This is a genomic window from Buttiauxella sp. 3AFRM03, from assembly GCF_003675305.1.
Taxonomy (GTDB): Bacteria; Pseudomonadota; Gammaproteobacteria; order Enterobacterales; family Enterobacteriaceae; genus Buttiauxella; species Buttiauxella ferragutiae.
Map to the genome: position 1 here is coordinate 4,569,835 of NZ_CP033076.1, position 14,323 is coordinate 4,584,157.

At 51.5% G+C, this 14,323-nt stretch carries 7 protein-coding genes; 4 read left to right on the forward strand and 3 right to left on the reverse strand.

Annotation, left to right across the window (positions count from 1 at the left end; translation table 11 throughout):
- Positions 1–127: 127 nt before the first annotated feature.
- The 3 genes from D8682_RS22790 to D8682_RS22800 all read right to left on the reverse strand — a co-directional run bounded on the left by D8682_RS22790 (position 128) and on the right by D8682_RS22800 (position 6,108).
- The gene (locus D8682_RS22790) at positions 128–871 is read right to left on the reverse strand and encodes an ankyrin repeat domain-containing protein (RefSeq protein WP_121815197.1); all 744 of its coding nucleotides are present in this window, start codon (positions 869–871) and stop codon (positions 128–130) included.
- Positions 868–4,932, reverse strand: coding sequence for an RHS element core protein (locus tag D8682_RS22795; RefSeq protein WP_162303042.1), 4,065 nt, complete (start codon positions 4,930–4,932; stop codon positions 868–870). The genes D8682_RS22790 and D8682_RS22795 overlap by 4 nt, the downstream gene beginning before the upstream one ends.
- 459 nt (positions 4,933–5,391) lie before the next feature.
- Positions 5,392–6,108: a GntR family transcriptional regulator gene (locus tag D8682_RS22800; RefSeq protein ID WP_162303043.1), complete on the reverse strand. Its 717-nt coding sequence runs from the start codon at positions 6,106–6,108 to the stop codon at positions 5,392–5,394.
- A 184-nt stretch (positions 6,109–6,292) separates the two neighbouring features.
- Between D8682_RS22800 and mngA the strand changes: the two genes are divergently transcribed.
- The 4 genes from mngA (at position 6,293) to cydB (ending at position 14,323) form a co-directional block, all read left to right on the forward strand.
- Positions 6,293–8,212: a PTS 2-O-a-mannosyl-D-glycerate transporter subunit IIABC gene (gene mngA, locus D8682_RS22805; RefSeq protein WP_121815198.1), complete on the forward strand. Its 1,920-nt coding sequence runs from the start codon at positions 6,293–6,295 to the stop codon at positions 8,210–8,212.
- Between the two features lie 25 nt (positions 8,213–8,237).
- Entirely contained in the window at positions 8,238–10,880 is a 2,643-nt protein-coding gene (gene mngB / locus D8682_RS22810) for a mannosylglycerate hydrolase (RefSeq protein ID WP_121815199.1), read from the forward strand.
- Positions 10,881–11,599: 719 nt separating this feature from the next.
- Positions 11,600–13,168, forward strand: a complete 1,569-nt coding sequence (cydA, locus tag D8682_RS22815; RefSeq protein WP_064544870.1) for a cytochrome ubiquinol oxidase subunit I — start codon at positions 11,600–11,602, stop codon at positions 13,166–13,168.
- 15 nt (positions 13,169–13,183) lie between these two features.
- On the forward strand, positions 13,184–14,323 hold the full coding sequence (gene cydB / locus D8682_RS22820) for a cytochrome d ubiquinol oxidase subunit II (protein ID WP_121815200.1): 1,140 nt from the start codon (positions 13,184–13,186) through the stop codon (positions 14,321–14,323).

Consider the following 14,323-nt stretch of genomic DNA (forward strand, 5'->3'; position numbering starts at 1 on the left):
TTTGAGCGGATAAATCTTGCATCATATTATGAAAATTGTATTCCCCATGACTTTTTTTGGTATTTCATTGCGAACTTTACTTTCTCAAAATGTATTTATTATAGTTTTCACTTTCCACAAATTAAATTTAAAGTTGATCTCTGGTTATAAAGCTATAAAGGTAAAAAATTAATTTCTTATCTCCCATCATGATTGACAAATCTAAAGGTGTATACCTAGAGCCAACATTCTGATTGAAATTTGCACCTGAATTTAATAAAAATCTCATCATGTTAAAATCTTGTAACCCGATAGAGTAATGAAGTGCAGTAAAATAATATCCATCATCTGTTACCGAATCAATATTTGCACCATTGTGTAGTAAACATATCATTTCAGGTTTGTTTTTTCTTTTAGTCGCTATATGGATTGGATACTCACCATATTCAGATATAGAATTTACACTCATTTCCTCCCCGATAAATAGCTCCTCCATTTGATATCGTTGGAGCAATTTTTCCAAATCCAACAGGGAAGAATTTTTTTTAAACTCAGATAGCCATTGTACAATGGCAGTTTCCCCTTTTGACTCTGCAAGCTCTAATGCTGTTTTACCAAATTTATTTTTAAACTCAATATCAGCACCTTGCTTTACCAAAATTTTAACAATATCTAGATACCCTTTAGAAGCAGCTTCATGCAATGCAGTATAGTCCTGTTCTTCTGGTGAGTTAACATCAACACCTAATCTAATAAGTTTTTTTACAGTGTCAACATCACCACAAGATGCAGCATAATTTATTGGATATGTTTGAAGTAATTTAGACTTAAAATGATAATTTTTAGGTTTTAAGAAAAAATCTGGAACATCATCAGAATAGAAATTTTTCATTTGCTCGAAGGCCTACAATAGCGTTTAACATCATTAGCAGATCTACGCAATGCATTAATAACTTCGTTTATTTGTGAATTATGCTTTCCTGGTGCCCATTTGTCATCCCATTCTTGCCTCATACGCGCACAGTCCTCCCAACGCTTTTGGTTAGTCAAAGCTGCAACACATTTACTTAAACCATCGTTTGGTTTCTGCTCGCAGCGATATTTATATGCTTCATATTCCAATTGTGCCTGAGTTTCTTCCTTAGACGTGCGTGATAGTTCCCTCTGACTATCACCTGATGTCGCCAGAACCGCTCCCCCAGCAGCAGCACTACTTACCATTAGCCAGTCAATACCTGCGAGCGCAGCAGGTATTACAAATGCAATTAAACCCAGTGGATCAACCTCCTGCACTGGATTATTCGTATATTTATATAAATTCCACCCACCCCTCAACCCAATAGGATCCTGGGTAATATACCGCCCCTGTTGCGGGTCATAATAACGGTGGCGGTTGTAATACAATCCTGTCTCTTCATCAGCCTGCTGGCCCGGCAGACGAATGAGTTGTTGCAGATGATGCGGGTTTTCTTCTGTCAGCTGATTGCCCCATTCATCGTATTCGGCCTGCCAGGCTATCGCTCCTTCTTCGTCAATCAGCGCCAGCGGCAGTCCCCGGTGGTCACAGTGGTAAAGATGGATTTTTCTCTCCGGGGTGTGTTCCGGCTCCAGCTGCTTTTCCATCTGCTCCACGCTCAGCCCGCACTGCGTCAGCCACTGGCGGCTCTGGTCACTGAGCTGGCCGCTGCGCAGCTCCCGCTCCAGGTTATCCAGCAGCGTCACCAGCTCCGGCATCAGCACCAGCCCCGCGTCCTGCTGCAGTTTCTCCGCCAGCGTGCGGCGGGTGGTGGTGCTCAGCGCGGCTGTCGCCGTCTCCACCCGCAGCAGGGGCGTAAAACTCCCCGGCAGGTACACCGTCTGGATACGCGATTTATCCGTCTGCGTGGTGGTCAGCCGGTCGCCCTCCTGGCCGTACCACACGCTTTCCGCCGGCTCTGTCGGCACGTACCAGCCGCCATCATATGCCTCACCCTGCCACACCTGTTTGCGGATGCGGCGGCCCAGCGGATCATAAGCATAACGGCCCTCCGTCAGCAGGTGACCGTTCTGCATCCGGCGGTAATGCGTCAGCCGGTGCTGGTGGTCATAGCCGTAGTGGTGCGTGATGCTGCCGCGCGGGTGGATGCGCCGTTCGTCCTTTTCCGTCAGCCTGCCATGCCCGTCGTAATGGTAAAAACAGTGCGCATCTTCGCTGATGCGGTTAGCCGGCCAGCTCTGCGGCAGTGCCGGGAAGGCCTTCCTGTCCGCCACCCGGTTGCCCGCCGGGTCGCTCAGGCTCAGTTGCGACAGCGTATGCTGCGCGGAGGTTATCTGGGTGCTGAGTAACCGTCCGGCCCCGTCATACCGGTAATCGCGCTGCTCATGCGCCCCACGGATACCGGTCAGCTGCCCGTCTGCATTCCAGCCGTAATCGCGGTTAAGCTGAGGGAGGCTCAGGTGATGGTGCTGTAACTGCCCGGCGGGGGTCCAGGCCGTCGTCAGTTCATAACCCCCGAAGGTGCGCTGTGTCTCGCGGTGCAGGCGGTCACGGGTGAAGTCCATCAGCGGCGAGTCACCGAACTTCATGCCTGCCAGATACCCGCTGCCGTAGGTCAGCCACGCCACCGGCGGCAGGTTATCCGGCTTAAACCGGTTCATCAGCCCCTGCTCACTGTAGGCCTGTTTTGTCTCGTGCTGCCAGAGCAGCGCCTGCGTTGCCGGATCATGCACCGTCTGGCGCTCACTGATAAGCCGCCCCCGGCTGTCGTAAGCGTAGTGAACCGCCACCTGCTGTCCGGCGCTGAGATGGCTGATATCCGCCAGCCAGCCCCGTTCGTTGTAGCCCCACTGTTCTGCCGGTTCGTCATTCACCGTGCGGTGTGTCAGGCGGTCTGCCTCATCGTAATGCCAGTGCGTGATGAGCTGTTCATCTTCGCTGCGGATGAGCTGCCCGGTGGGGCCGTAGTGGTAACGCTGCGTTCTGCCGTCAAAGCCCGTTTCCTGCGTCAGCCGGTCCCGCACATCGTACCCAAAGGTGGTGGTGGCACCGTTCTCGTTTATCAGTGCCGTGACACGCCCGGCCGGGTCGTGCTCCATCCGGCGTGTCAGCCCGCCCTGGGTGGTGCTGACCACGTTACCCCACGCATCATACGCCGTGGTGGTACGACTGCCGTCCGGGGACATCACGGCGGTGAGGTCGCCGGCGACGTTGTATTCATAACGCGTTTGCCTGCCCTGCGCGTCCTGCTGACTGACCAGCCGGCCGCGCGCATCGTAAGTCCGGTAGCGGCTGAGGCCTTCTTCCTGATGCACGGCACTCAGTTGCCCGAACCGGTCATATTCATAGCGGGTTTCATAGCCCGAGCAGTCGGTGTACGTCAGAAGCTGGCCGTAGCGGCTCCAGCTCATCTGGCGGCTGCCGGTGGCATCGTCGCGGGTGGTGGGATATTCGCTGTGCGGATCATCATAACCATAACGCGTCACACTGCCGTCCCGCTGCACTTCGCCGGTCAGCCTGCCGTGCTCATCATAGTCACGCCGGCTTTTCAGTCCGTCCGGGTGAACCGTGCTGGTCAGTTGCTGCTGGCGGTTGTAGTAAAACGCCGTGCGGCGGCCATCCGGGGCGACGGTCTCCGTCAGCTGGCCGCTGCCGGGGCTCAGCCGGTACTGCGTTGTGCGTCCCGCCGCATCCGTCTGCGCCACCAGTCTGCCGGCCGGATCGAACTCGCTGCGGGTGAGGCTGCCGTCGGCAAATTCCTGTTTGACCACCCGTCTCATGCCGCCTTCACCGTCGGTGTGCAGCACCTCGCGGCGGTTCAGGCTGTCGGTGGTGGTGACGCGATTCTGCTCATAGCGGTAGGTGTAGCTTAAGCCAGCGGGGTTGCGCTGCTCCGTCACCCGCCCGTCAGCGTCATAGACATAACGCATCTCCGGGCGACCGGCGTAACGGTGCGCCACCATCCTTCCGGAATGCAGTGCATCATACGTGAAGCCGCGCACGGCGGTGCCGCTGCGGTCGTCCACCCCGGCCAGCTCGCCCCGCGGGGAATAGTGATAGCGCACCAGCGGCTCAGCCGGCAGGTTATCCGGGTAAAGCGGGTCACGGGTGAGCCACACTTCCGCCAGGCGCACGCCGGTGTCGGTGCCGTAACCGGTGGCGGGCAACGCCTCCGGGAAAAGCGGCTGTTTTTGTTTCCGGGCCTGTTCTGCGCGCTGTGCCTGTGTGGTCAGCACCAGCCGGAAGCGGCGGCCTGCGCCATCGGTGACACCGGTGATGTCACCGCTGAATTCACCGGCAACCTCACGGTGAAAGGTCATCCTGTGCCCGACATTATCCACCAGTCCGGTCAGTATCCGGTACGGCGGCAGCGGCGCGGGCAGCACCTCGTCGACGCCGGGGATGCGCTCACACCCGCCGAGCACCCACCACGGCCGCTGCGGGCTGCTGGTGGCGAGGTAGCGATGGGGGCTCAGGCGAAGGTCTTCCGGGAGTGCCCGCCAGAGGGCATACAGCGGGTGGTTATCCTGCAGGGCGGCCACGCCCCCCCGCGCCAGCCAGAGGGATTCACTGCGGCTGAGCGCCACCTCCCCCGGAAACAACGGAGTAAAGTGCAGGCTTCTGCCGCCGTTGTCATTGAGTATCAGGGCGTTATCGCGTATCTGCAGATGCACATCAAAAGGCGCTTTCCAGCCGGGGCCAAACACGCCCACCGGTGCCGGCGTCCGGGTCTGATAACTGCTGTAGGTACGGGAAAGCACCAGCGGCAGCGGCCCCGGCAGGGCAAGGTCGGTTTCACCGGGCAGCACCTTGGCCCCCAGCAGCGGGTTCACCGGGTGGCCGGAGGTTCTGCCGCCCGGGCACACCGAGCAGGCCACCCCGGTTGGTGCGCCAATCATCACCCCTGGGGAGCCCTGAACTATCGGGCCGCCCGTTGCCGTCATGTCACCCATCCGTGCCGCGGGTTTACCGGTCATACACAAATCCTTCTGTTTACATGAACTGAAAATTGATTGGCTTCAGGCGCTTGCCTGCGGACGACATCAACGCCGTAGCGGGCAAAGAATAAACACCGTGAACAGGGGGAGAAGAATAATCTGTCTGGTTTTTTATTATGTGAAAGACATCAACTTTTTAGGTTGAAAATCAGAGGGCGTGTAAATATATATTCTATATATCAATTAATTAATTGATTTCATGGATAGGTGTGATGAAGGGATTCGTGTTGTGAATTAAACGCAATATCATCATTGTTATTTTCAGCATTGCCACCCTTTGAGTGATGAAGTCATTCAGACCCAAATCGATTCCACAGTTTGCATACGAATGCGCTCTTGCTCACTGATTGCTGTTTATAGCACCATTTGATGTAGTGAATTCAATGATGCTATGAGGGAAATAATATGAGGGAAATAAGTGGAAGGGCTTTAACAAATTTAATGCTTACGCCGCGCCACTAACGTAAATTTGTAATCGTCACTTTTGAATACGTTACGGCTGAACTCAAACACCTGTCCGTCCCTTAAATAGCCACGCGACACCTTTTCCAGAACCGGTTTGCTGGCATCAACTCCCAACGCTTTAACGACGTCTTCAGATGGCATCACCGGAATTATCTCTTGTTCGCTGCGGTCGATAACCATCTTCTTCACGTTCTCGATGAAGTGATATTTCGAATTCTCCATCACCTCCCAGGTGAGATCGGGGAACAGCGTGAGTGGCATCCAAGTTTCTTCCAGCGTAACGGGTTTCTGTTTAATGAAACGCACGCGTTTCACATGCCAGACTTTGTCGTCGACCGCCAGTTGCAGGTGGGCGGCCAGAATGTCATCCGCTTTAGTAACTTCAAAAATCTGCACTTCGCTGTGGGTTTCGACATTTCTGTCGGCCAGTTTTTCATAGAGGCTGGTCAACTGGTAAATGTCGTAATTGACCTTTTCCTCTTTAACGTATGAACCGCTGCCTTGAATGCTCTCGATGATTTGCTGTTCGGTGAGTTGTTTGAGCGCCTGACGGACAGTCACCCGGCTCACCGCAAACTGTGCCTGAAGCGCTGATTCTGTGGGCAGTGCGTCACCCGCTTTCAATTCACCGTTTTCCACCTGCAAGCGGATAGCATCGGCAATCTGACGGTACATCGGTTTTTTACCCACCACATAGTCCTCTTAGAACGTTAGAAATCTCACCAGATGATAGCCCCAATCATGGCAGCTGTTAATCGATAAGTATTAATACAAATTAAATACAAATTATCGATAAGGTTAAATTGATCACATAAAGGTATTATTTATATCGATACACTGCGCAACATCAAAACTCATTCCCGACGAGGAAATAATGAAGCTGACGGCGTTAACTCACCCGGATTTGATCACGCTGCAAACCACGTTTAACAGCCGTGATGATGCGATTCGTGCCATGGCAGGCCAACTGGCGGCATTGGGGAAATTACATAATCTGGAGCAATTCCTGGCCGAAGTATTTTCCCGAGAAGCGCAAGGTCCAACCGCTTTGGGCGAAGGGCTGGCAGTCCCTCACGGTAAAACGAATGCCGTAAAAGAAGCGGCTTTTGCTGCCGCGACGCTGGCGTCACCGATTGACTGGGAAGGAATCGACGGGCTGGAGTCGGTACAGATGATCTTCTTGCTGGCAATCCCTGAAGGGGAGGCTGGATCAACACATATGCAGCTTCTGACCGCGTTGACCACTGCATTGGTGGATGACGAGGTGCGCGAGAAAGCGATGCGTGCCACGACGGTGAATGAGTTTATGGCGTTGCTAAATAGTGAGCCAGAAAGTGTGGCGCGGGATGAAGATACAACACGCCCGACCATTGTTTGTGTAACCGCTTGTCCGGCAGGGATTGCTCATACTTATATGGCGGCTGAATATCTGGAAAAAGCCGGGCGTAAGCTTGGCATCAATGTTTACGTCGAAAAGCAAGGGGCGAACGGCGTTGAAGGGCGGTTAACGGCCCGGCAGATTAATCAGGCACATGCCTGCGTGTTTGCGGCAGAAGTGGCAATTAAAGAAGCCGAACGCTTCAAAGGTATTCCTGCTATTCGTACCCCTGTTGCCGAACCGATTAAACACGCCGAGCGCATTTTGCAGCAGGCGCTGGCGCTGGAACCCATTTCTGATGAGCGCCTGCAACAGCAAGATGAAACGCAATCCACACCAGGTTTTAAAACTGAGTTAAAGCAGGCGCTACTCAGCGGCATTTCTTTTGCCGTTCCGCTGATTGTTGCCGGTGGCACCGTGTTAGCGGTCGCTGTTTTGCTGGCGCAGATTTTTGGTTTGCAGCATTTGTTCGAACTCGAAAACTCGTGGTTGTGGATGTACCGCAAACTTGGCGGCGGAATGCTGGGCACGCTGATGGTGCCGGTTCTGGCGGCTTATACCGCTTACTCTTTGGCTGATAAACCCGCGCTCGGGCCTGGTTTTGCAGCGGGCCTTGCGGCCAACATGATTGGTTCTGGTTTTCTCGGTGGGGTAGTGGGTGGCTTAATCGCAGGCTACCTGATGCGCTGGGTGAAAAAACACATTCGCCTCAGCCCTAACTTCAACGGCTTTTTAACCTTCTATCTCTATCCGGTGATTGGCACGCTGGTCGCGGGCAGCCTGATGCTGTTTGTCATTGGCGAACCTGTTGCGTGGCTCAACACTTCGCTCACCCACTGGTTGAACGGATTATCCGGCAGCAATGCCTTATTGCTGGGCGCAATTATCGGCTTTATGTGTTCGTTTGACCTCGGCGGCCCGGTGAATAAGGCTTCATACGCATTTTGTCTCGGCGCGATGGCGAACGGGGTGTTTGGCCCATACGCCATTTTCGCCTCGGTCAAAATGGTATCGGCCTTTACGGTCACCGCTTCTACGTTAATCGCTCCTCGTCTTTTCAAAGATTTTGAGATTGAAACCGGTAAATCAACCTGGTTGCTCGGGCTGGCAGGGATCACCGAAGGCGCGATCCCAATGGCAATTGAAGATCCGATCCGTGTGATTGGTTCCTTCCTGGTGGGATCGGTAGTCACTGGTGCGATGGTTGGTGCGATGAATATTGGCTTATCGACACCGGGTGCGGGCATCTTTTCTTTATTCCTGCTGCATTCCGGTGACTTCAGTGGCCTGACTGCCGCTGCGGGATGGTTCGGTGCGGCATTGGTTGGCACGGTCATTTCAACATCGGTATTGATTTTGTGGCGTAAGCACGCCGTTAAGCAGGGCAAATATTCCCCAGAAAGCGCTCTATCGTAATCACTCAGAAGTAAGGCAAACAAGAATGAAAGCTGTATCTCGTGTTCATATTACTCCCCATATGCATTGGGACCGTGAATGGTATTTCACCACTGAGGAATCCCGCATCCTGTTGATTAATAACATGGAGGAGATTCTGGCACGCCTTGAGTGTGACCCTGACTATAAATATTACGTGCTCGATGGACAAACGGCGGTACTGGAAGATTACTTCGCGATTAAGCCGGAAAATAAAGCACGTGTTAAAGCGATGGTAGAAGCGGGCAAGCTGATTATCGGCCCGTGGTATACGCAAACTGACACCACCATTGTTTCTGGTGAGTCGATTGTGCGCAACCTGATGTACGGCATGCGTGATTGCATGGCGTTTGGCGAGTCGATGAAGATTGGTTATTTGCCCGATTCGTTTGGGATGTCGGCACAACTGCCGCATATTTTTAACGGCTTTGGTATTAAACGCGCGATGTTCTGGCGAGGTTGTTCCGAGCGTCACGGAACAGACCGAACCGAATTCTTATGGAAAAGCAAAGACGGCAGTGAAGTGGTCACTCAGGTACTGCCGTTGGGTTATGCGATTGGTAAATATTTGCCAGAAGATGAAGTCGGCCTGCGTAAACGCCTCGACAGTTATTTTGAGGTGCTGGAAAACGCTTCCGCCACGCAGGAAATCTTGCTGCCAAACGGGCATGACCAAATGCCACTGCAACAAAATATCTTCGCGGTTATCGATAAACTGCGCGAGATTTACCCGCAACGTGAATTTGTCATGAGCCGCTATGAAGACGTATTCGAAAAAATTGAAGCGTTACGCGACAAACTTGCCACGCTGGAAGGGGAGTTCATTGATGGTAAGTACATGCGAGTGCACCGCACTATCAGCTCTACTCGCATGGATATCAAAATTGCTCATGCGCAGATTGAAAACAAAATCGTCAATATTCTTGAGCCGCTGGCGTCTATCGCTTGGTCACTAGGTTTTGAGTATCACCACGGCCTGCTGGAGAAAATGTGGAAAGAAATCCTCAAAAACCACGCTCACGACAGCATCGGTTGCTGCTGTAGCGATAAGGTGCATCAGGAAATCATGACCCGCTTTGTGCTGGCGGACGACATGGCTGAAAATTTGATTCGTTTTTATATGCGTAAAATTGTCGACAATATGCCGACAACAAGTGCCGATAAGCTGACATTTTTCAACATGATGCCTTATCCACGCGAAGAGGTGATTAACACCACGATTCGTATCCGTGCCCGTGAGTTTTCCCTGAAAGATGAACATGGCAATGAAGTGGAATACTTCATTCGCGAAGCGCGGGAAATTGACCCAGGACTGGTCGACAGGCAAATCGTCCATTACGGCAATTACGATCCCTTCATGGAATACGATATTCAGCTCAACCAGGTACTGCCTGCGATGGGGTATTGCACGTTGTATGTTGAAGGGCAAAAACCAGGACTGCAACGTGTACTGCCTGAAGCGGGTGAAGCGCTGTTGGAAAACAATTTCTATCGTATCAATCTCAATCAAAACGGCACGCTGTATATTACCGATAAGCAAAGTGGGCTGAGTTACGACCAGGTTTTGCAGCTGGAAGAGGGGTCAGATGATGGCGATGAGTACGATTACTCACCTGCCAAAGAGGAGTGGCTGATTTACTCGACAGAAAGTGCTCACCAGTGTGAGGTGAAGCATGAAGCCTGGCAAAGCATCGCAACGCTGAAATTGCGCATGGTGCTGCCTGATAATCTGCAACAACGGGCTCAACGGCAAACTAGCGGTTATCTGGATGTGGAATGCCACGTTACGCTGGCGCATCACAGCCGCCGCATTGATATCGAAATGTGCCTTGATAACCAGGCCTGCGATCATCGTGTGCGAGTCCTGATCCCAACGCCATTTGCCTCGTCAACGGTGCTGGCGGATAACCAATTCGGCACTATCACGCGTCCGGTAGAGGATGTGGCAATGCAAAACTGGCAGGAGGAAGGCTGGAAAGAAGCGCCAATCCCGGTGTGGAATTTGTTGAATTACGCTGCATTGCATGACGGTAAGAATGGAGTGGCTCTGTTTACTGACGGGCTGCGTGAATTTGAAATCGTCGGTGAGAGAAAAGACACTTTCGCACTGACGTTATTCCGTTCGGTAGGAGTATTAGGTAAAGAAGAACTGGTATTACGCCCAGGAAGGCCATCAGGTATCAAACTGCCAACGCCTGATTCACAACTGCGCGGAAAATTATGCTGTCGCTTTAGTCTGATGGCATTTTGCGGTTCGCCAACGACTGCGGGCATTGCTCAGCACGCTCGTACCTGGCTGACACCGGTTCAGTGCTATAACAAAATTCCGTTTGATGCGATGAAGCTTAACCGGGCAGATTTTTCCACACCGGGCACATTTAGCCTGCTTACGATGCCTTCAGTCGGTTGTATGCTCAGTGCACTCAAAAAAGCCGAAGATCGTGATGAGTTGATTATGCGTATTTTTAACCCTGATGAGCAGCATTGTGGGGAAGGCATGGTGGCTTGCACACTGCCTGTCGTGGGGTGGATGGAAACAGGAATGGATGAAAATCCGTTGCAACAACAATCAGAAAGGGCAGGGCACTTTGCGCGGCTTCAACCTTGCCAGTCACGCACATTTAGCCTGGCACCAGACCGCTCAAGATAGTTTCATTGTCATCATCGGTGTTTTAAAGCCACGTTTTTACGTGGCTTTTTTGTTTTTTTTGACTTCATCACGACCTGCTAACCCTATCAAAAATAATGTTTTGTTAAATTAATAATTATTAAAGGTGAAATATTTGTTAATTTAAAGCCAGAAAAGAAACGAATTCAGAGAAATACCGTGAGGTGATTAACACAATACGTCACTACTTCGTGAAAGTTTAATTTCCAAACCTGGCTTCAAATAAATAACTTTTGTTTATAGATATCATCCTTTCATTAACGACGGTGTGTTTTATAAAACACATCATTAACAATGGGTTTACCATTAAGCTCAATGAGAAACTAAATTAACAAAAGAAGGGAAAATTGCGCTAGATCAATATGTAAAACTAGCAAATGGTGTGGAAAAGGGCGTAAATTGTTGCAGATCAAGATGGCGGTAAGACGACATTTTCGCTATAAATTGATCGCTGTCGAGAAACGTAAATAACACTAAGCAATTACCTGTTTATCGTAGGGAAATTGCAGGGTAATATATTTGCGGATTATTTTTGGTTTTTATTAACGTGTTTGTAACCTTTCATCTTTCTTCGTTACATGTAAATAAAATGACGGAGGGATGAAGTCTGGAAGCGAATGTTTTTGTATTAGGGCATGCGTTGTGGTTTTCCCTACGGCGAACCACGGTCGGAGTCTTCATGCGAAGAGCAAGGAGTCAAGATGTTTGATATTGTCGAACTGTCGCGCTTACAGTTTGCCTTGACCGCGATGTACCACTTTCTGTTTGTGCCACTAACGCTCGGTATGGCGTTCCTGTTGGCCATTATGGAAACCGTGTACGTTCTGTCAGGTAAGCAAATTTATAAAGATATGACCAAGTTCTGGGGCAAGTTGTTTGGTATCAACTTTGCTTTGGGTGTGGCCACTGGTTTAACCATGGAGTTCCAGTTCGGCACAAACTGGTCTTACTACTCACACTACGTGGGTGACATTTTTGGTGCCCCGCTGGCCATCGAAGGTCTGATGGCGTTCTTCCTTGAATCCACCTTTGTAGGTCTGTTCTTCTTTGGTTGGGATCGCCTGGGTAAAGTTCAACACATGGCGGTAACCTGGCTGGTGGCTCTTGGCTCCAACCTTTCTGCTCTGTGGATTCTGGTCGCCAACGGCTGGATGCAGAACCCAATTGCTTCCGACTTCAATTTCGAAACCATGCGTATGGAGATGGTGAGCTTCTCCGAACTGGTACTGAACCCGGTTGCTCAGGTTAAATTCGTTCACACCGTGGCTTCTGGCTACGTGTGCGGTGCGATGTTCATCCTCGGTGTCAGTTCTTACTACTTGCTCAAAGGCCGTGACGTCGCATTTGCGAAACGTTCATTTGCCATCGCTGCAAGCTTCGGTATGGCGGCAATCCTGTCTGTTATCGTGCTGGGTGATGAGTCTGGTTACGAAATGGGTGATGTGCAGAAAACCAAGCTGGCTGCCATTGAAGCCGAGTGGGAAACTCAACCGGCTCCGGCAGCCTTTACGCTGTTTGGTATCCCGGATCAGGATAAGCAAGAAAACCACTTCGCAATTCAAATTCCTTACGCGCTGGGCATCATTGCCACTCGCTCAGTGGATACACCGGTTATCGGTCTGAAAGACCTTATGGTGCAACACGAAGAGCGTATTCGTAATGGCATGAAGGCTTATAGCCTGCTGGAACAACTTCGTGCTGGTTCGAAAGACCAGGCCGTTCGCGATAACTTTGAGTCCGTCAAGAAAGACCTGGGTTATGGCTTGCTGCTGAAACGCTATACCCCGAATGTTGCTGATGCGACGGAAGATCAGATTCAGAAAGCAACCAAAGACTCGATTCCACGTGTTGCTCCGCTGTACTTTGCATTCCGTATCATGGTGGGTTGTGGCTTCCTGATGCTGTTCATCATTGCGGCTTCCTTCTGGACCGTAACGCGTAATGCCATCGGCTCGAAAACGTGGCTGCTGCGCGCTGCGCTGTATGGTATCCCACTGCCGTGGATTGCGATTGAATCTGGCTGGTTTGTTGCTGAATACGGTCGTCAGCCATGGGCTGTTGGTGAGGTATTGCCGACTGCGGTTGCCAACTCCTCTCTGACCGTGGGCGATCTGATCTTCTCCATGGTACTGATTTGCGGCCTTTACACGCTGTTTATGGTGGCGGAACTGTTCCTGATGTTCAAATTTGCTCGCCTTGGGCCGAGCAGTCTGAAAACAGGTCGCTATCACTTTGAGCAGTCCAATGTGGCTTCTCAGCCGGCACGCTAAGACAGGAGTCGTCAAATGATCGATTATGAAGTATTGCGTTTTATCTGGTGGCTGCTGGTTGGCATTCTGCTGATTGGTTTTGCAGTCACCGATGGCTTTGATATGGGCGTAGGTATGCTGTCCCGCATCATTGGCCGTAATGACGTTGAACGCCGCATCATGGTGAACTCCATCGCCCCTCACTGGGACGGTAACCAGGTATGGCTCATTACCGCAGGTGGTGCGCTATTTGCTGCCTGGCCGATGGTTTACGCGGCTGCGTTCTCCGGCTTCTATGTAGCGATGATTCTGGTGCTGGCTTCATTGTTCTTCCGTCCGGTAGGTTTTGACTACCGTTCGAAGATTGAAGACATGCGCTGGCGTGGTATGTGGGACTGGGGCATTTTCATCGGTAGCTTCGTGCCGCCGTTGGTTATCGGTGTGGCGTTCGGCAACTTGCTGCAAGGCGTGCCGTTCCACGTTGATGAATATCTGCGCCTGTACTACACCGGTAACTTCTTCCAGTTGCTGAATCCGTTTGGCCTGTTGGCAGGTGTCGTGAGCGTATCGATGATTCTTGCTCAGGGGGCAACTTACCTGCAAATGCGTACCGTAGGTGAACTACATCTGCGTACCAAAGCGGCGGCGCAAATCTCAGCGCTGGTGATGATGGTGTGCTTTGCACTGGCGGGTGTTTGGGTAATCTACGGTATCGATGGCTACGTTGTGACTTCAGAGTTGAACCACCACGCAGCATCGAATCCGTTGACTAAAGAAGTGGCACGTCAGGCGGGTGCCTGGATGGTGAACTTCAATAACATGCCGATTCTGTGGCTCATCCCTGCGTTGGGTGTGGTATTGCCGCTGTTGACTGTGTTGATGTCCCGTCTGGATAAAGGTGCGATGGCATTCCTGTTCTCCTCACTGACTCTGGCTTGTGTGATTCTGACTGCTGGTGTGGCGATGTTCCCGTTCGTGATGCCTTCGAGCACCATGCTGAACGCTAGCCTGACCATGTGGGATGCAACATCCAGCCAGCTGACGCTGAACGTGATGACCTTTGTTGCTGCGGTATTTGTGCCGATCGTTCTCATCTACACCATCTGGTGTTACTGGAAAATGTTCGGTCGAATCACCAAAGAGCATATCGAAAGCAACACCCACTCTCTGTACTAA

Coding starts and splice junctions, on each gene's coding strand:
- D8682_RS22790 (WP_121815197.1), bottom strand. CDS start 871: ATGAAAAATTTCTATTCTGATGATGTTCCAGATTTTTTCTTAAAACCT.
- D8682_RS22795 (WP_162303042.1), bottom strand. CDS start 4,932: ATGACCGGTAAACCCGCGGCACGGATGGGTGACATGACGGCAACGGGC.
- mngA (WP_121815198.1), top strand. CDS start 6,293: ATGAAGCTGACGGCGTTAACTCACCCGGATTTGATCACGCTGCAAACC.
- mngB (WP_121815199.1), top strand. CDS start 8,238: ATGAAAGCTGTATCTCGTGTTCATATTACTCCCCATATGCATTGGGAC.
- cydA (WP_064544870.1), top strand. CDS start 11,600: ATGTTTGATATTGTCGAACTGTCGCGCTTACAGTTTGCCTTGACCGCG.
- cydB (WP_121815200.1), top strand. CDS start 13,184: ATGATCGATTATGAAGTATTGCGTTTTATCTGGTGGCTGCTGGTTGGC.